The organism is Nocardioides sp. GCM10028917, from assembly GCF_042666175.1.
GTDB lineage: Bacteria > Actinomycetota > Actinomycetes > Propionibacteriales > Nocardioidaceae > Nocardioides.
In genome coordinates this window covers 371911-388663 of sequence record NZ_JBHTFL010000001.1, presented here as the reverse complement: position 1 = coordinate 388663, position 16753 = coordinate 371911, and the positions used below count along the sequence as shown (strand labels likewise).

Annotated in this window: 18 protein-coding genes; 6 read left to right on the top strand and 12 right to left on the bottom strand. The window is 73.0% G+C overall.

Annotated elements, in window-relative coordinates; translation table 11 throughout:
• Positions 1–15: 15 nt before the first annotated feature.
• The 4 genes from ACFQW6_RS01870 to ACFQW6_RS01855 are packed head-to-tail and all read left to right on the top strand — an operon-like array spanning position 16 to position 3358.
• Complete coding sequence (locus ACFQW6_RS01870) at positions 16–327, top strand: hypothetical protein (RefSeq protein WP_378540552.1); 312 nt, start codon at positions 16–18, stop codon at positions 325–327.
• Complete coding sequence (gene mshB, locus ACFQW6_RS01865; RefSeq protein WP_378540550.1) at positions 324–1226, top strand: N-acetyl-1-D-myo-inositol-2-amino-2-deoxy-alpha-D-glucopyranoside deacetylase; 903 nt, start codon at positions 324–326, stop codon at positions 1224–1226. Before ACFQW6_RS01870 ends, mshB begins: the two co-directional genes overlap by 4 nt.
• The gene (locus ACFQW6_RS01860; RefSeq protein WP_378540548.1) at positions 1223–1597 is read left to right on the top strand and encodes a hypothetical protein; all 375 of its coding nucleotides are present in this window, start codon (positions 1223–1225) and stop codon (positions 1595–1597) included. The genes mshB and ACFQW6_RS01860 overlap by 4 nt, the downstream gene beginning before the upstream one ends.
• A gap of 9 nt (positions 1598–1606) precedes the next feature.
• Positions 1607–3358, top strand: coding sequence for a VanW family protein (locus tag ACFQW6_RS01855; protein ID WP_378540546.1), 1752 nt, complete (start codon positions 1607–1609; stop codon positions 3356–3358).
• Positions 3359–3361: 3 nt separating this feature from the next.
• On the opposite strand, the gene aspS is transcribed toward ACFQW6_RS01855, so the two are convergent.
• The 3 genes from aspS to ACFQW6_RS01840 form a co-directional block, all read right to left on the bottom strand.
• Positions 3362–4669, bottom strand: a complete 1308-nt coding sequence (aspS, locus tag ACFQW6_RS01850; protein ID WP_378540544.1) for an aspartate--tRNA(Asn) ligase — start codon at positions 4667–4669, stop codon at positions 3362–3364.
• 247 nt (positions 4670–4916) lie between these two features.
• A complete protein-coding gene (locus ACFQW6_RS01845) occupies positions 4917–5720 on the bottom strand; it encodes a hypothetical protein (protein WP_378540543.1) in 804 nt (267 codons plus the stop codon).
• 39 nt (positions 5721–5759) lie between these two features.
• Positions 5760–6686, bottom strand: coding sequence for a GNAT family N-acetyltransferase (locus ACFQW6_RS01840; protein ID WP_378540541.1), 927 nt, complete (start codon positions 6684–6686; stop codon positions 5760–5762).
• A 99-nt stretch (positions 6687–6785) separates the two neighbouring features.
• Here ACFQW6_RS01840 and fdxA point away from each other — a divergent pair, with 99 nt between their 5' ends.
• Together fdxA and dapC are read left to right on the top strand one after the other, a co-directional pair.
• Positions 6786–7112 carry a ferredoxin gene (gene fdxA, locus ACFQW6_RS01835; protein ID WP_056604759.1) on the top strand — a complete coding sequence of 109 codons (327 nt, stop codon included), beginning with the start codon at positions 6786–6788 and terminating at the stop codon, positions 7110–7112.
• Entirely contained in the window at positions 7109–8269 is a 1161-nt protein-coding gene (gene dapC / locus ACFQW6_RS01830; RefSeq protein ID WP_378540539.1) for a succinyldiaminopimelate transaminase, read from the top strand. Before fdxA ends, dapC begins: the two co-directional genes overlap by 4 nt.
• A gap of 14 nt (positions 8270–8283) precedes the next feature.
• Here the strand turns inward: dapC and ACFQW6_RS01825 are convergent, their stop codons facing one another.
• The 9 genes from ACFQW6_RS01825 to ACFQW6_RS01785 all read right to left on the bottom strand — a co-directional run bounded on the left by ACFQW6_RS01825 (position 8284) and on the right by ACFQW6_RS01785 (position 16665).
• Positions 8284–9585: a nucleotide disphospho-sugar-binding domain-containing protein gene (locus ACFQW6_RS01825; RefSeq protein WP_378540537.1), complete on the bottom strand. Its 1302-nt coding sequence runs from the start codon at positions 9583–9585 to the stop codon at positions 8284–8286.
• A 13-nt stretch (positions 9586–9598) separates the two neighbouring features.
• Entirely contained in the window at positions 9599–11659 is a 2061-nt protein-coding gene (locus ACFQW6_RS01820) for a glycosyltransferase (protein ID WP_378540535.1), read from the bottom strand.
• 137 nt (positions 11660–11796) lie between these two features.
• Positions 11797–12765: a hypothetical protein gene (locus ACFQW6_RS01815; protein WP_378540533.1), complete on the bottom strand. Its 969-nt coding sequence runs from the start codon at positions 12763–12765 to the stop codon at positions 11797–11799.
• Between the two features lie 7 nt (positions 12766–12772).
• Positions 12773–13711, bottom strand: coding sequence for a 2,3,4,5-tetrahydropyridine-2,6-dicarboxylate N-succinyltransferase (gene dapD, locus ACFQW6_RS01810; protein WP_378540531.1), 939 nt, complete (start codon positions 13709–13711; stop codon positions 12773–12775).
• 43 nt (positions 13712–13754) lie between these two features.
• Positions 13755–14300 carry a DinB family protein gene (locus ACFQW6_RS01805; protein ID WP_378540530.1) on the bottom strand — a complete coding sequence of 182 codons (546 nt, stop codon included), beginning with the start codon at positions 14298–14300 and terminating at the stop codon, positions 13755–13757.
• A 110-nt stretch (positions 14301–14410) separates the two neighbouring features.
• Positions 14411–15178, bottom strand: a complete 768-nt coding sequence (locus ACFQW6_RS01800; protein WP_378540528.1) for an ABC transporter permease — start codon at positions 15176–15178, stop codon at positions 14411–14413.
• Positions 15178–15969, bottom strand: coding sequence for an ABC transporter ATP-binding protein (locus tag ACFQW6_RS01795; protein ID WP_378540526.1), 792 nt, complete (start codon positions 15967–15969; stop codon positions 15178–15180). The genes ACFQW6_RS01800 and ACFQW6_RS01795 overlap by 1 nt, the downstream gene beginning before the upstream one ends.
• The gene (locus tag ACFQW6_RS01790) at positions 15966–16334 is read right to left on the bottom strand and encodes a DUF1048 domain-containing protein (protein WP_378540524.1); all 369 of its coding nucleotides are present in this window, start codon (positions 16332–16334) and stop codon (positions 15966–15968) included. The genes ACFQW6_RS01795 and ACFQW6_RS01790 overlap by 4 nt, the downstream gene beginning before the upstream one ends.
• Before the next feature lies 1 nt (position 16335).
• Positions 16336–16665: a PadR family transcriptional regulator gene (locus tag ACFQW6_RS01785; protein WP_378540522.1), complete on the bottom strand. Its 330-nt coding sequence runs from the start codon at positions 16663–16665 to the stop codon at positions 16336–16338.
• Between the last annotated feature and the right edge of the window lie 88 nt (positions 16666–16753).

Below are 16753 nucleotides of genomic sequence, written 5' to 3'. Positions count from 1 at the left end.
TGGAGAATGACCTCCGTGAGGGCGATCTTCTTCGACGAGGACGATGCACGGGCCGTCGTGGCCCGGCTGCGCGCCGACGGCTTCGAGGCCGACGCCGCGCGGGAGCGGCTGGCGGGCGAGGACGACGACGAGGACCACCCGTGGGCGGTGTTGAGCGACGCGCCGGCGTTCATGCTCGAGGTCCTCGTCGACACCCACGACGGCTGGCTCGACGAGGGGGAGGGCCCGGACGAGGTCGGCGGCACCGCGCGGGCGCTGCCCCCACCGTTGCACCTGCCGACCGCGCCCCGGCGGATCAAGCGGCCCGATCTAGGCTCTGACCCATGACCGACCACCGCATGCTGCTCGTCCACGCCCACCCCGACGACGAGTGCATCAACAACGGCGCCACCATGGCGCGCTACGTCGACGAAGGCGTCGGCGTCACCCTCGTGACCTGCACCGCCGGCGAGATGGGCGAGGTGCTCGTGCCGGAGCTCTCCTACCTCGCCTACGAGGAGAAGGGCGGGCTGGGGGAGCACCGCCGCGGCGAGCTGGACGAGGCGATGGAGGTCATCGGCGTCACCGACCACCGGTTCCTCGGCGGCTTCGGCCGCTTCCACGACTCGGGCATGGCGTGGCACGAGGAGGGACACGCGATCCCGGCCGAGGAGATCCCCGAGAACGCCTTCTGGAACGCCGACCTCACCGAGGCGGCGGACGAGCTGGTGAAGGTGATCCGCGAGGTGCGGCCGCAGGTGCTCGTGACCTACGACCAGTTCGGCGGCTACGGCCACCCCGACCACATCCAGGCCCACCGTGTCGCGATGTACGCCGCCCAGCTGGCGGCCGTGCCGTCCTACCGGCTCGAGCTCGGCGAGCCGCACGACATCGCCAAGATCTACTGGACCGCGATGAGCGAGTCGCGGATGCGCGAGAGCCTGCGCGAGCTGCGGGAGTCCGGTGACACGGAGACCTTCAAGGGCATGGAGCCCGACGGCAAGCTGCCGCCGTTCGTGACGCCCGACGAGCTGATCAGCGCGCGCGTCGACGGGCGGGCCACGGTCCAGCGGAAGATGGACGCGCTCGCCAAGCACGCGACCCAGGTCGAGCAGGACGGCCACTTCTTCTCCGGTGCCGAGAGCGGCCACTCCTGGTGGGCGGACGAGTACTACCGCCTGGCGAGGGGCACCGCCGGCACGACGGGTGCGGACGGGTTCGAGGAGGACCTGTTCGCGGGGCTGTGAGGACGGCGTACGGGCTGGCGGCCCTCGCCGTCGGGCTCGTGTCCGGTGTTGCGGGCACCCTCGTCCACCAGCGCTGGTGGGGCCTCGTCCTGGCCCTCGCCGCGGCGCTGGCCACGTTCGCCTGGCTGCCGGCGGGAGCCGTGCGGCTCGCGTTCGCGGTGGGCTGGTGCGTGCCGGTGCTGCGCGGGGCGCTGGAGCGTCCGGGCGGCGGCTTCCTGATCAGCGCGGACGCGGCCGGGTGGTCGTTCCTGGCCGGCTCCGCGGTGCTGCTGGTGGCCGCCTTCGCGACCGCCGGGGCGGGACGTCGTACGCCCGGGGAGACGGCGCTGGGGCGCGCCGACGATCCGGCAGTTCGGGGTCTGCCCTCCTAGACTCCCCGCGTGCCGACGAACCAGACCAGTGACGCTCAGCCCCGCGAGAAGGCGGGCGCCAAGGTCGTGCTGTGGCTGCTCCTCGGGCTCGTGGTGCTGTTCGGCGGGCTGTACGTCGCCGCGCACTACGTCGCCGCCGACAAGGTCCCGCGCAACACGACCGTCGCCGGTGTCCGCATCGGTGGGCACCCCCAGGACGAGGCCGCGGAGCGGCTCCGCGCCGGGCTCGCCGACCGGGTCGCGCGCGACATCGCGACGACCGTGGACGGCGAGGAGGTGGCCGTCGACCCCGCCAAGGCCGGCTTCTCGGTCGACTACCGGGCCTCCGTCGCCGAGGCCGGGGGCGAGGAGAGCTGGGACCCGGTCCGTCTCTGGAACTACTTCACCGGCGGCGAGGCCTTCGACGCCGAGGTAGAGGTCGACGAGCCCACCTACAACGCGTTCCTGACCGGTCTCGACGAGCAGTACGGCGCCACGCCTCGCGACGGGGCGATCGCCTTCACGGGCGAGCAGATCGAGACCACCCAGGCCCGGACGGGCCGGGCGCTCGACCCCAGCGACACGCTGACCGCGCTGCGGGACGCGTTCCTCGACGAGGACCCCGGTGTCGTGGCCCTGACGATGACCGAGGTGCAGCCCGACATCGACGGCTCCGACGTCCAGGAGGCGCTCGACGGCTTCGCGTCCCCGGCGGTCGCAGCGCCGGTGACGCTGACGTTCGAGGGTTCGACCGTCAAGATCTTCCCGGCCGACTACACCGCCGCCCTCACGCTGGTCCCGACCAACGGCGAGCTGGTGCCGACCCTCGACCCGGCGAAGCTCAACGAGGTCGTCGGCGCCCGGATCACCCAGGGCGCACCGGTCGACGCCACCGTCGCGCTGGTGGGCGGCCGACCGCAGGTCGTCCCGGCCAAGCCGGGCGTGACCTTCGACCCGGCCGAGCTCGAGGCCGGCTTCCTCGGCGCCGTCGCCAAGCCGCAGGGTGAGCGGACCCTGGCCCTCAGTGCCACGGTGGCCAAGCCCGACTTCACCACCAAGGAGGCCCGCGCACTGGGAGTCCGCGAGCGGGTCTCGACCTTCACGACCTACTTCCCCTACGCGGAGTACCGCAACGTCAACATCGGTCGTGCCGCGGAGATCATCGACGGCACCCTGCTCAAGCCCGGCGAGACCTTCTCCCTCAACGACACCGTCGGCGAGCGCACCGAGGCCAACGGCTTCACCAAGGGCTACGTCATCAACGACGGCATCCTCGTGCAGGACCTCGGCGGTGGCGTCTCGCAGATGGCCACCACCTTGTTCAACGGCATGTTCTTCGCCGGGCTCGAGGACGTCGAGCACAAGCCGCACTCGTTCTACATCGACCGCTACCCGGTGGGCCGCGAGGCGACCGTCGCCTGGGGCGCGGTCGACCTGCGCTTCCGCAACGACACCCCCTACGGCGTGCTGATCGACACCTCGTTCACCAACTCGACCCCGTCGTCGTCCGGTGCGGTGACCGTGACCATGTACTCCACGAAGTACTGGGACATCACCACCACCACGGGCGAGCGCTACAACCTGACCCCGCACAAGACCCGGCGCATCGACTCGCTGACGTGCCACCCCAACGAGGGCTTCGGCGGCTTCGACATCGACGTGGTCCGCTACTTCCGGCCGGTCGGTGAGAACACCGAGACGCGCGACGACGAGGTCTTCAGCACGACCTACACCCCCAGCGACACGGTGATCTGCACCAACCCCGACGCGGTCGACGAGTAGCTCCTAGGGACTTAGCCGGTTCAGGTCGCGCGGGAAGAGCGTGACCTCACGGATGTTGGCCGCTCCGACGAGCCGGCCGACCCACCGCTCGAGGCCGATGGCGAACCCGCCGTGGGGCGGCATCCCGTGACGGAACGCCTGCAGGTAGGCGTCGTACGCCGCCGGGTCCTCCCCGCGGGCGCGGATCGCGCGCTCGTAGTCCGACGCCCGGTGCAGCCGCTGGCCGCCCGTGACCAGCTCCAGCCCGCGGAAGAGCAGGTCGAAGGAGTTCGACCACTTCGCCGGCGCCTCCGCTCCGGTCCCGGGTCGGTCCCCGGTCCAGGGGTGGGTGTAGAACGGCCGGTTGGCCATCGGATAGCCCTCGACGGCGAGGAAGTCGCTGCCGTGCTCGGCGAGCGCCCAGGCGCCGAGGGCCCGCTCGTGCTCGGGCGCCAGGTCCGGCTCGTCGGCCGGTGCCCCGGCGAGCGCGAGCGCGTCGGCGAAGTGGAAGACCGGGACCTCGTTGGGGACCACCGGCAGCGACGCTCCGGTGCTGGCGACCGCAGCCTCCTCGGACGCCGCCGCCTCGACCATGCCGGCGAGCACGTCCCGCAGCACCGTCAGCACCTCACGGTGGTCGCGGACGGAGCCGAGCTCGACGTCGAGCGAGCGGTACTCCGCGAGGTGCCGGACGGTGTCGTGCGGCTCGGCGCGGAACACCGGGCCGACCTCGTAGACCCGCTCGAAGACGCCGACCAGCTGCTGTTTGTAGAACTGCGGACTCTGGGCGAGGTACGCCGGCCTCCCGAACCAGTCGACCGGGAACACGTTCGCCCCCGACTCGGTCGCCGTGCCCACCACCTTGGGAGTGGTGACCTCGGTGAAGCCCAGTCCGTCGAGCGTGGAGCGGAAGCCGCGCAGCGACGCGGCGGCGAGCTGCCAGCGTGCACGCTGGGCCGGGTGGCGCCACAGGACCGGGGCGTGGTCGAGCAGCGTGGGGAGGGAGACGTCGAGGGAGGGGCGCCAGAGCTCGGCCGGCGAGGTCTCGGCCGGCTCGGTGAGGGGCTCGAGGACGGCGCCCGTCACCTCGACGCCGCCGGGCGCCTGCTCGTTCGCGGTCGCCGTGCCGGTGACCCGGACCGTCGTCTCCTCGGGTGGGACCGCGGTGCCGGCCGGCAGGACGACCTGGGCGAACCCGCTGCGGTCGCGCAGGACGACGAAGGTGATGCGCGCGAGCTCGCGTCGGCGGTGCACCCACCCCTCGAGCGTGACGGCGGTGCCGGGCGCGGCACTCGGCAGGTGGGAGCAGAGCGTTCTCGGTGGGGTGGTCATGGTTCCTCCAGGGTGTGAGGCCCGGGAGGTGTGGGCGGAGGGCTGGGTCGCGGTGCCACCACACCTTCGCCGGCGGCCCGGGAGGGTGCCGGCCTCTCGTCGGTGACGCCGGACGCGCGGACGGCCGCTGCTCTGCCGGTGGGCAGGGGGTTCGTCAGGCCCCGCGGTCGTCGGGACGACCCTAGGTCGGGCGCCCGACCGGGTGCCACGTGTTTTCCGGCCGCCGCCGTCCTGCCGCGGCGGGTGGTCAGTCCCGGACGGCCGCCCGGGCGGTCAGCCCGAGCACGGCCACGGCCGCGATCGCGGCGACGACCCCCACGAGGGTGGAGGCCGGCTCGTCGGTGAGCCTGCCGACGGCGATCCAGGCAAGCCCCCAGGCGGCAGCCGCGGCCACGCTCCAGCGCGGACCCGTGCGGGCCACGACGACCGCCGCGACCACCACGACGACGGCGATCACGAGGACTGCGACGACCTCGCCCACCAGGGCCGAGGTCTCCACACCCTCTGCCACGAGGGTGGCGGTGATGTTGGCGCACGTCGCCACCGCGACCCAACCCAGGTAGAGGCCGAAGGTGCCGTCGACCACGACGCGTTGCACCAAGGACGGAGCGGGGCCGAGGTCGGCCAGGCGCTGGACCAGCACGCCGAGGACGACGACGAGGGCGAGGATCACCACGACGCTCGCCCACAGCCAGCCCTGCTGGGTGACCAGCAGCCAGGAGGCGTTCAGCACCATGGAGGCGGCAGCGAGCCACCCGGTGCTGCGGGCGCGCGGGTCCGTGCTCGAGGCGGGCAGCCACTGCCAGAGCGTGTAGGCGGCCAGTCCGGCGTACACCACCGACCAGATCGAGAAGGCCGGACCCAGCGGGGCGAGCAGGGTGGCGTCGGCGGAGAGAGCGCCGCCCGAGCTCTCCGCGACGCGGGTGCCGATGACGCCGACGCCGACGAGCGTGCCGACGATGCAGAACACCTCGGCGATCGTGACGCCGACCTGGCGGCCGCGGTCGGCTCCGGTCGGTGCGGGTGCGGTGGTGCGCTGCGCGGTGGTCACCCCGCCATCCAACAGGACGTCGGGTGAGGGCGAGCGGGGCTACGAGGCGACGAGGTAGCGGTTGGTGTGGTGAGTGACGAAGCCGTGCCGCTCGTAGAGCGCGATGGCGCCCTCGTTGTCGGTCTCCACGTGCAGCAGCGCGGTGGTCGCACCCAGCGACGCGCCCCAGTCGAGGAGCTCGGCCAGGACGGCCGTGGCCAGGCCGCGACGCCGTTCGGCGGCATCGACCACGACCGACTCGACGAGCAGCCAGTCGCCCGACAGCACCCCCCGGCCGGTCGCGGCGCCGGAGGCCAGCGACACCGTGGCCGAGCCCGGCCGCTCGTCGAGGGTGGCGGGGACGTCGGCGGCAGCCGCCCGCACCGAGCGCAGGGCGCGGGCCACGGACGCCAGCTGGGCGTGCGCGTCGCCGTCGCCCATCGGCGTGAAGCCCAGCGGGGCGAGGGTCTGCTCGACGTCCGAGCCTCGCTGCACCTGCACGAGCGGCGTCTGCTCGAGCTCCTCGTAGAAGCGGCGTACGCCGAAGGCCGCGTCGGCCCAGCCGATGCCGGGCTCGCGCATCGCGAGCGCCGAGTTGCCCCGGCGCCGCAGCCGGCCGCCGTGCGGGGGAGAGGCACGCAACAGCCAGCGGCCGAGCGGCTCGGTGGTGACCGACGCCCACAGCGCCGCCACGTGCTCCTCCACCTCCTGCGCCGGGACCCGCGACCGCACGGACGCCCGCGGCGGGACCGGCTTGCCGGTGACCACGTCCGCGAGCGCGATCACGACGGGTCCGGCCTGGCCGGGCGGGCCGTCCCGGTCGATGGTGAGCGAGTCCGTCCCCCACGACGTGCAGGTGCCGAGGACGTCGGTCGCCCGGCCGTCGGGCAGCAGGTGACGCACGACGACGCGCTGGCCCACCACGTGGGGGCCGAGCGCATGGCGCCCGGTCGTCTCGCTGGCATGGGGTTCCGACGTGTCCGGCACCCGCCGGATACTAGAGTGGAGCGACTGCAAGACCCGATCCGACCACCCCGACCCCACCCCGATCACACCCCGATCACATCCGCCTTTCAGGAGGACCTGGTGACCTACGTCATCGCCCAGCCGTGCGTCGACCTCAAGGACCGCGCGTGCGTCGACGAGTGCCCCGTCGACTGCATCTACGAGGGCAAGCGGATGCTCTACATCCACCCCGATGAGTGCGTGGACTGCGGTGCCTGCGAGCCGGTCTGCCCGGTCGAGGCGATCTTCTACGAGGACGACACCCCGGAGGAGTGGAAGGGCTACTACGACGCCAACGTCCACTTCTTCGACGACCTCGGCTCGCCCGGTGGCGCCGCCAAGATGGGTGTCATCGACAAGGACCACGAGCTCGTCGCCGCGCTTCCCCCGCAGGAGCACGACGAGTGACCGACCTTCCGTTGGTCGAGGAGGTCGCCCAGCGGCCGTCACGAGACCACCGGAAGGTCTCCCAGCGCCTCCCGGACTTCCCCTGGGACAAGCTGACGACGTACGCCGCGACGGCGCGCGCCCACGGCGGCGGCGTCTGTGACCTCTCCGTCGGCACCCCCGTCGACCCCACGCCTGACGTCGTCCAGGACGCCCTGCGGGCGGCGTCCGACTCGCCGGGCTACCCCACGACGATCGGTCTGGAGGCGACGCGCCAGGCGGCGATCGACTGGCTGGCGCGCCGGCACGGCGTGACGGGTCTCGGCCTCGACGGCGTGCTGCCGGTGACCGGCTCCAAGGAGCTCATCGGGTCGATGGCGCTCCACCTGGGCATCGGTCCGGGCGACCTGATCGGCTACCCGGCCCTGGCCTACCCGACGTACGAGGTCGGTGCGGCGCTGGCCGGCGCCGACAGCCTGGCCACCGACTCGCTCACGGCGTTCGGTCCTCGCACGCCACGCCTGCTGTGGCTCAACAGCCCGGCCAACCCGACGGGTCGGGTGCTGCCGCGGGCCCACCTCCGCAAGGTGGTCGACTGGTGCCGCGAGCGCGGCACGGTGCTCGTCTCCGACGAGTGCTACATCGAGTGCGGGTGGTCCGACGACCCCGCGGAGCGGCCGCTGTCCGTCCTCGACCCGCAGGTCAACGGCGGCTCGCTCGACGGCATCCTCGCCGTCCACTCCCTCTCCAAGCGGTCCAACCTCGCCGGCTACCGCTGCGCGTTCCTGGCCGGCGACCCGGCGCTGGTCGGGGAGCTGCTCGCGGTCCGCAAGAACCTCGGCCTCCAGATGCCCGGCCCGCAGCAGCGCGCGATGATCGCGGCCCTCGACGACGACGCCCACGTCGACGAGCAGCGCGCGACGTACGCCGCCCGCCGGCTGCTGCTGAAGGACGCGCTCGAGGCCGCCGGCTTCCGCATCGACCACTCCGAGGCGTCCCTCTACCTCTGGGCGACCCGGGGCGAGGACTGCTGGCAGACCGTCGCCTCGCTCGCCGAGGAGGGGATCCTCGTGGCGCCCGGTGAGTTCTACGGCCCGACCGGCCGCCAGCACGTACGCGTCGCCTTCACCGCCACCGACGAGCGGGTCGCCGCCGCGGTCGCCCGGCTCTCCGCCTGACCGGGACCGGCCGGCTACCGGCGTGCTGCCGGACCGCCCATGGCGGCGCGGGCCACGTCGCGGCCCGGCTCCCGGCGCAGCTCCTCGCCGATCGCCCGGGCCAGGTGCGGGGCAGGGCCGTCGAGGACGGCGCGCACCGCGGCACCGAGCTCGGTGGTCGTGGCCCGGTTCGGGTCCAGCGCGGTCCCCACTCCGGCGGCCTCGATCGCTGCGGCGCCCGCGAACTGGTCGGTGGAGAACGGCAGCACCACCATCGGCACGCCGGCGGTGAGCGCCTCGGTCACGCTGTTGTTGCCGCCATGGGTGACCATCACCGCCGCCCGCTGCAGCAGGGCGACCTGCGGAAGGTACGGACGCAGCAGCCAGTCCGGCGGCACGTCCGGCAGGCTGGTCGCGGAACCGGTCGCCACCGCGACCCGCAGGCCGAGCGGGCGCAGCGCGTCGAGCACTGTCGCCAGCACGTCGCCGCGCGCAGATAGGAAGCTGCCGAAGCTGACGTAGACCACCGGCCGGTCGTCGGCCGCGAGCCAGTCGCGGACGGCGTCGGTCGCCGGCTCGTCCCGCACGGCGGAGCCGAGGAACGCGTGCGCTGGCAGCAGCGCCGTACGTGCCGGGTCGTGCAAGTCCGCCGGGTAGTTCAGCATCAGCAGGTCACCGTGCTCGGCGAACGCGTCCGCCGACGGCGTTGCCCCGGGTGAGAGAACGCGGAGGGCGGCGTTCCACTCCGCAGTGAAGGCGTCGCGGACCTCGCAGCACAGCCGGTGCAGTGCGACGAGGTCGGATCGCGGCGCGGCGAAGGCGGCCGGCCAGGCGGGCGGGTAGCCGTACACCTCGTCACCGACCGGCAGCGCGGACGGGTGGCCGAGGACCACGTCGGCGTGCGGGACCTCCGCCACGGCGAGCGCGAGGCGGGCGCTGAACGCCAGGTGGTCGACGATCACCTGGTCGGGCCGCACCCGCTCGACGACGTCCAGGACGGCCCTGGCCCGATCGACCGGCTCCCACAGCAGGTCGGTGCGTCGCGCCTCGGCCTGGTAGCCCAAGGTGGCCACCATGCCGTGCCGAGTGGCCGCGAAGAAGCCACGCAGCGCGGCGTCCTCGCCGGGTGGCTGCTGCTCGGCCCGGATCACACCGGGGTTCGACCCGCGGCCCAGCACGAGATCGGCACGGTCGAAGCCGAACCCGGCGACGATGCCGGCGGTGGCCGGACCGGTCGCCACCACCACCGACTCACCGGCGTCGCGCCAGGCCGTCGCGAGCGTCGCCAACGGCAGCAGGTGCGAGGCGTAGTCCGGGCTGATCACCAACAGCGTCATGCGACGAACCGTGTCACGAGCGGTCCGCCGTACGGGCGGCCCCGGCATAGATCGCGCTCAACCGGTCGGCCATGGCCTGCACGGTGAAATCGGCGCGCACCCGTTCCACGGCTCGGTCCACCCGCTCGGCCTGGCCCGGCGCGGTGGCCAGGTCGAACGCGGCTCGGATCGCTCGGGCCACGTTGTCCGGTCGGCGGCTGTCGACGAGCACGCCGGTCACTCCGTCGTCGACGTAGGTGGCCGGTCCGCCGGCTGCCGGGCCCACCACCACCAGACCGGAGGCGAGAGCCTCCAGCAGGGCGAGGCCGAACTCCTCCTTGAGGCTGCTGCACACGTACACCCCGCCCGCACCGATGCCGCCTGCCCGGCCCGCCCGCGCGACCGCCAGCCACACCGCCACCACGTCGTTGGGGCGGTGCCCGGGCATCAGCAGGCCCGCCGCGGCCGCGGGGAACCGCGTCAGCACCTCGGCGATCAGGTCGAGCTGCTCGCGTTCGTCCTGGGAGGGATCGTCCAGGTCACCCCCGACGATGAGCAGGTTGCACCGCGAGGCCAGCTCGGTGTCGCCGGCCCACGCCTCGACCAGGGTCGCCATCCCCTTGACCCGGTGCAGGCGCCCGACGCTGATCACCAGCGGCAGCCGCCTGCGGTGCTCGGGCAGCGCGGCGACGAGCGCGTCGAGCTCGGCCAGCGCCGGGCCGGGCGTCCCGGGCCGCTCCAGCTCGGCTGCGGCCGCGGCCGTGACCCGCAGGTCGACGCCCTCCGGCACCACGGTGAACCGGTCGGGCCGAGCGGCCACGTCGAGGCCGAGGAGCTCGCGCATGTCGTGCTGCAGCTCCGGACGGGGGAAGAGGACGACGTGCGCCGACTCCACGGCCAGTCGCTGCACCAGGCGGGCACGGAACCAGTAGTGCTCGCGTTCGTCCTCGGTGCCGAAGTTGCCCCGGTGCAGGCCGCCGGTCATGTCGAGGGCATGGATCACGGCGTGCGGGTCGGGCGCGAGCGTGAACACCACCGGGATGCCCAGCTCGCGTGCCACCTCGGCCGCGGCCAGGCTGCCGACCTCCGCCATCCGCAGGTGCAGCACGTCGGCGCGGTGCGTCCGCAGCACGCGGCGGATCGCGCGCTCCGCCCTGACCCGCGACGGCCAGGCCTGCGCGGCCGACGCGGCCTCGGTGAGCAGCGGGACCGGGGTCAAGAGGTGACCCTCGGCCGGGGTCAGGGCGTCGAGCGCGGCGTGGGCGGCGCCTCGCGACAGCGTCAGCACCCGGTGGACACCCGGCCCGGACGCCAACGCGTCCCCGAGCCGGACCAGCAGGGTGGCGACGCCGCCGTTGTCACCCGCGCCCGCCTGACTGAGGTCACGGTCGATGTCGGCGTGCAGGAAGAGCTGGGCGACGGTCAGGCCGGGTGTGGCCTCACCTCGCTCGGTGGTATCGATGCCCAGGTCGAGGGCGGCGAGCCGGGCCACGACTCCCAGGTCGCCGTCGGCCTGGCTGAGCGCACGGACCACCGCCTCCGCGGCGGCCTCGGCCGGGCGGTCACCGAGAGCGGCGACGGCGGCCAGCCGGACGCTCGGGTGCTCGCCGCCGTCGGCGGCGAGCAGGAGCAGCGCGCGACCGGCGGTCGGACCGGGCACGAGGCCGAGGGTCTCGACCAGCCTGCTGCGGACCGCCGGCTCGGCTGCTCCCGTGAGCGCACCGTCGATGGCGTACGCCACCTGCCGGGGCGCGGACGACTCCCAGCGGGCGAGCGTGCGCTGGGCGAGCATGCCGGAGAACCCACCGCTGAGGACCACCTCGACCAGCCTGCCGATCGCGTCGAGGCGGGGGAGCCGGGCCTCGAGCGCCCAGCTCGCGTGCTCGCGCAGGAACGGCCGGGGGTGCGAGAGCAGATCGGACAGGACCGCGTCGGCGCCGTCGTCCGACACCTGGGCCAGGGCGTGCACGGCCGCCACCGCGGTCAGCTCGTCGTCCTCCTCGACCACCGTGGCCAGCAGCCGCACCGGTTCGGCCCCTCGCTCGCGGGCGGCGGCGGCCGCGAGCCGGTCGCCGCTGCGGAGGACATCCACCACGAACGGTCCTTGCTGGACCTCGTCCAGAGCCTGCCGAAGAGAGAGAGCCACGGTGCTTGTTCGGTGCCGGGCACCGCATCGGATTGCCGGGAGCCGGTGATCTGGACCACCCGACAGCAGGTAGTCGCCGTCAGACGTCAGTCGAAGACGTCGACGTGCACGTGGTCGCGGTGCTCCAGGATCGCCCGGTCGCCGCCTGAGGACGACGGCACGCGGTAGTCGCCCCACCCGTCGCCCGACCACGAGCCGGCGCGCCAGATGCGGTCGTCGAAGATCACGGTCTTGACGTCGAGCCGGTCGGCGTTGGCGACGAGGTAGGAGGCCATCGCCCAGCCGCGCTTCTTGTTCTCGTCGGTGACGGGTCGGAAGAACACGTCGATCGCGCGGCCCTCGTAGTGGGCCGAGCCCTCCATGTGGCCGCTCGACACGCCGCCGGGTTGGAACCCGCCGAGCGACAGTGCGCCGAAGCGCGTCTCGAGGTCACGGCGTACGACGGCGGCGCGCGACACCAGGCCGGTCTCGTCGATCGTGTCGTCCGCCTCGTCGGCGTCGCCGGGGACGTCGCACCACAGGGCGGCGCGCGAGTTGCCGGTGAGCGCGGAGGCGAGCGCGCGGCCGTCCTTCTCGTGGTCGGCGTACGCGTCGGGGTAGCCCGAGCGCTGCACCTCCTGCGCGGCGACGGTGATCTCCATGCTGTCGTAGCCGTCGACCTTCTGCAGGGCGTCGTAGAAGGCGTTGGTCGCGTACACGGGATCGGTCAGCTGCTCGACGCTGCCCCAGCCCTGGGAGGGCCGCTGCTGGAACAGGCCGACGGAGTCCCGGTCGCCGTAGTCGATGTTGTAGAGCTTCGACTCCTGGTACGCCGTCGCGAGGGCGATGCTCGCCGCCCGGGCGGGCATGCCGCGCTCGACGGCGACGGCTGTGATGAGGGAAGCGTTCTCGGCCTGCTCGAGGTCGACCTCGACGGTGTGGCCGTCGACCTCGGCGGTGCAGCCGCTGGTGTCGAGGATGGGCGGCACGGCCCCACGGTCCACGAGCACCACAGCGGTCGCGACGGCCCCGAGCGCGACCACCGCGCCGACGGCGGCCGTGCGGAGGGATGGCACGGCGGCCCTAGTTGGCGTGCAGTGCCGCGTTGAGGGCGATGCCCTCGCCCTTCCACGGCACCGCTTCGACGGCGCCGCTGACCGAGTTGCGGCGGAAGAGGATGTTGTCGACGCCCGAGAGGGTGGCGGCCTTCACGACCGCGGGCTTGCCGTCCATGTCGGTGACGGTCACCTTGGTGCCCGCGGTGACGTAGCAGCCGGCCTCCACGACGCAGTCGTCGCCGAGCGAGATGCCGATGCCGGCGTTGGCGCCGATCAGGCAGCGCTCGCCGACCGAGATGGTCTCCTTGCCGCCGCCGGACAGCGTGCCCATGATCGAGGAGCCGCCGCCGACGTCGGAGCCGTCGCCCACGACGACGCCCGCCGAGATGCGGCCCTCAACCATCGACGCGCCGAGCGTGCCGGCGTTGAAGTTCACGAATCCCTCGTGCATCACCGTGGTGCCCTCGGCCAGGTGGGCGCCGAGCCGCACCCGGTCGGCGTCGGCGATGCGTACGCCGGCGGGCAGGACGTAGTCGGTCATCCGTGGGAACTTGTCGACGCCGAAGACCTGCACGACGTGTCCGGGCACGACGGTCCGCAGCTTGGCGCGGACCTGCTCGAAGCCCTCGACGGCGCACGGGCCGGCGGAGGTCCACACGACGTTGGCGAGCAGGCCGAAGACGCCGTCGAGGTTGACGCCGTGCGGCTTGACGAGGCGGTGGGACAGCAGGTGGAGCCGCAGCCAGACGTCCTCGGTGCTCGCGGGCGCCGCGTCCAGGTCGGCGATCTCCACGAGGCGCACCACGCGGGTGACGCCGCGGAAGTCGTCCTCGCCGCCGTCGAGGTGGGCGAGCTCCTCCGACGGGTCTCCCTCGGTCGCGCCGAGGACGGGGGAGGGGAACCAGGCGTCGAGCACCGTGTCGCCGTGCAGGGTCAGCAGGCCGTAGCCAGAGGCAGCAGTCACCCGCACAGCCTACGGAGGTCGCCCCACCCGCCCGGGTGGCGGCCTACTGGCCGGCGCGGCCGTCGATGCACTCCCGCACGAGGTCGGCGTGCCCGCAGTGGCGGGCGTACTCCTCGATCATGTGCACCACGATGTCCCGCACCTCGGTGGGCTCACCGTGCACGTCGACCACGGCGTCGAGGTCGGTGCGCTCGAGCACCTCGCGGGCGTAGGAGATCTCCGACTGCCACAGCGCGTGGCTCGCGCGGACCAGCTCGTCGTCGGCGTCGGGGAAGGTGAAACCGGCGTCCTCGGCCTCGTCCTGGAACAGCCGCGGGAGGTCCATCCGCGCCTCGATCACCCGACGGAACCAGCTCTGCTCGACGCGCGCCATGTGCCGTACCAGGCCGAGCAGGGAGATGCTCGACGGCGGCACCGCCCTCGTCGCCAGCTGGTCGGCGGTGAGGCCATCACACTTGAGCGCCAGCGTCTGCCGGTAGTGCTCCAGGTAGCCGATGAGGCACTCGCGCTCGCCGCGCGTCGGCCCCATCTGCATCCGCGGGTCCTGGTCGGTCGGGAGCCACATGCCGTCGTATCCGGGGTTCGCCATGGCAGCAGCCAACCGCATGCCCGTCGGACGGACCACAGGGTTTCCGCGCGTGACGGCGCACGCGTCGGGCCGTCCCCGCCTCCCGGCATGGGTCCGCCCGACGCGACCCGTCAGCGCAGGCGCCTGCGGTAGGTCGCGTTGGCCCAGGCGTACGCCACCACGAGCAGGCCGACGCACCACGCCAGCGCCACCCAGAGGTCACCACCGGCGGGCTGCGCGTCGAGGAGCGCCCGGACCGCGTTGACGATCGACGTGACCGGCTGGTGCTCGGCGAACCACGCTACCGGGCCGGGCATGGAGTCGGTGGGCACGAAGGCGGAGCTGATGAAGGGAAGGAAGATCAGCGGATAGCTGAACGCGCTCGCACCGTCCACGGTCTTCGCCGACAGCCCGGCCACGACGGCCAGCCAGGTCAGGGCGAGGGTGAAGAGGAGCAGGATCCCCGTCGCGGCGGCCCACCCCGCGAGACCCGCGTCCGAGCGGAAGCCCATCAGGACCGCCACGCCCACCACGATGGCGAGCGAGACGGCGTTGGCGACCACGGAGGTCAGCACGTGGCCCCAGAGCACCGCGGACCGGCCGATGGGCATCGACCGGAACCGCTCGACGATGCCGCCCCGGAGGTCGAGGAACAGCCGGTACGACGTGTACGCGACGCCCGAGGCGATGGTCATCAGCAGGATGCCGGGAAGCAGGTAGGTGACGTAGGGCTCGTCCGAGCCGGTCTCGATGGCGCCGCCGAGCACGTAGACGAAGAGCAGCATCATGGCGACCGGCGTGACGGCCGTGGTGACGATCGTGTCGGGGCTGCGAAGGATGTGTCGCAGCGACCGGCCCGTCAGGGCGGCGGTGTCGGCGACGGCGTGAGCGGTGGACATCAGGACTCCTCCCGGCCCACGCCGGCGGCCGCCTCGCCGACGAGCGCGAGGAAGACGTCTTCGAGGCTGGGCTGCTTCTCGACGTACTCGACCGTGGCCGGGGGCAGCAGCCCCTTGAGCTCGGCGAGCGTGCCGTTCTGGATGATGCGGCCTCCGTGGAGGATCGCGATGCGGTCGGCGAGGTGCTCGGCCTCGTCGAGGTGCTGCGTGGTCAGCAGCACCGTCGTGCCGGAGGCGGCGAGCTCGCGCACGGTGCGCCACACCTCGATGCGCGCCTGGGGATCGAGCCCGGTGGTGGGCTCGTCGAGGAAGACGACGGCCGGGTCGCCGATCAGGCTCATCGCGATGTCGAGGCGTCGCCGCATGCCGCCGGAGTAGGTGCCGGCGCGGCGCCCGCCCGCCTCGGCGAGGTCGAAGCCCTCGAGGAGGCGGTCGGCCACGTCGCCCGGCCGCGGCACGTGCCGCAGCCGGGCGACCAGGACGAGGTTCTCGCGTCCGGTCAGCACCTCGTCGATGGCGGCGAACTGCCCGGTGAGGCTGATCGACTCGCGGACCTCGACGGCCGCGCCGGCGACGTCGTGGCCGTCGACTTCCGCGGATCCGGCGTCGGCCTGCAGCAGGGTCGAGAGGATCTTCACCAGCGTCGTCTTGCCGGCCCCGTTGGAGCCCAGCAGGGCGAAGATGCTGCCGCGGGCGACGTCGAGGTCGACCCCGCGGAGCACCGGCAGGTCGCCGTAGGCCTTCTCGATGCCCTGCACCCGGATCGCCGGAGCGAGGGTCGCGGTGCTCATGACCGGTCGCCCTTCTCGAGCTCCTCGAAGGCCTGGACCAGGCGAGCGCGCTCCTTGTCGATCCAGCGCCTGCCGCCGTAGGACTCCGCGTAGGTCTCCGCGAACTCGACCGGGTCCTCCCCGACGATGTCGCGGACCGGTGTCCCGTCGATCGCTGCGCGCTCCCACAGGTCGGCGAGGTCGACGAACATCCGCACGATGACGTCCCCGTCGACGACGCCGCCGAAGTACGTCAGGTAGCGGTTGAGGGCCTCGGCGGCCGAGGCGTACGGCTCGGGCAGCGACTCCAGCCGCGCCTTCGCCTCCTTGTAGTGCTTCTTCTGCTCCAGCGAGCCGGTGATCGCCTCGAGCCACCTGGCGGCCATGTCAGCCCTCCTTCTCGAGTGTGTCGATGCGTGCGGCGAGGAACTCCCAGTTCCTCCAGAACTCGGCAAGGACCGAGCGGCCCTCGGCGTTGAGCGTGTAGACCTTGCGCGGCGGCCCCTTCTCCGACGGGACCTTCTCCACGTCGACGAGCCCGCGCTGCTCGATGCGTACGAGGACGGCGTAGACCGTGCCCTCGACGATGTCGATGAAGCCCTGGTCACGGAGCCTCGCGGTGATCTCGTAGCCGTAGGCCGGCCGGGTCGCGAGAACCGCGAGCACGATCCCCTCGAGGGTGCCCTTGAGCATCTCGGTGAGCTGCTTGCTGCCCATGTCGTCGTCCCTCCTCTCGGTAGTCGGTAACACTGAATACCGGGCAATCGATTGGCGCGTGCGCTCGCCCCGGCCGTACGATCGCGGC

Coding starts and splice junctions, on each gene's coding strand:
- mshB (WP_378540550.1), top strand. CDS start 324: ATGACCGACCACCGCATGCTGCTCGTCCACGCCCACCCCGACGACGAG.
- aspS (WP_378540544.1), bottom strand. CDS start 4,669: ATGACCACCCCACCGAGAACGCTCTGCTCCCACCTGCCGAGTGCCGCG.
- ACFQW6_RS01825 (WP_378540537.1), bottom strand. CDS start 9,585: ATGACGCTGTTGGTGATCAGCCCGGACTACGCCTCGCACCTGCTGCCG.
- ACFQW6_RS01805 (WP_378540530.1), bottom strand. CDS start 14,300: ATGGCGAACCCCGGATACGACGGCATGTGGCTCCCGACCGACCAGGAC.
- ACFQW6_RS01800 (WP_378540528.1), bottom strand. CDS start 15,178: ATGTCCACCGCTCACGCCGTCGCCGACACCGCCGCCCTGACGGGCCGG.
- ACFQW6_RS01795 (WP_378540526.1), bottom strand. CDS start 15,969: ATGAGCACCGCGACCCTCGCTCCGGCGATCCGGGTGCAGGGCATCGAG.
- ACFQW6_RS01790 (WP_378540524.1), bottom strand. CDS start 16,334: ATGGCCGCCAGGTGGCTCGAGGCGATCACCGGCTCGCTGGAGCAGAAG.
- ACFQW6_RS01785 (WP_378540522.1), bottom strand. CDS start 16,665: ATGGGCAGCAAGCAGCTCACCGAGATGCTCAAGGGCACCCTCGAGGGG.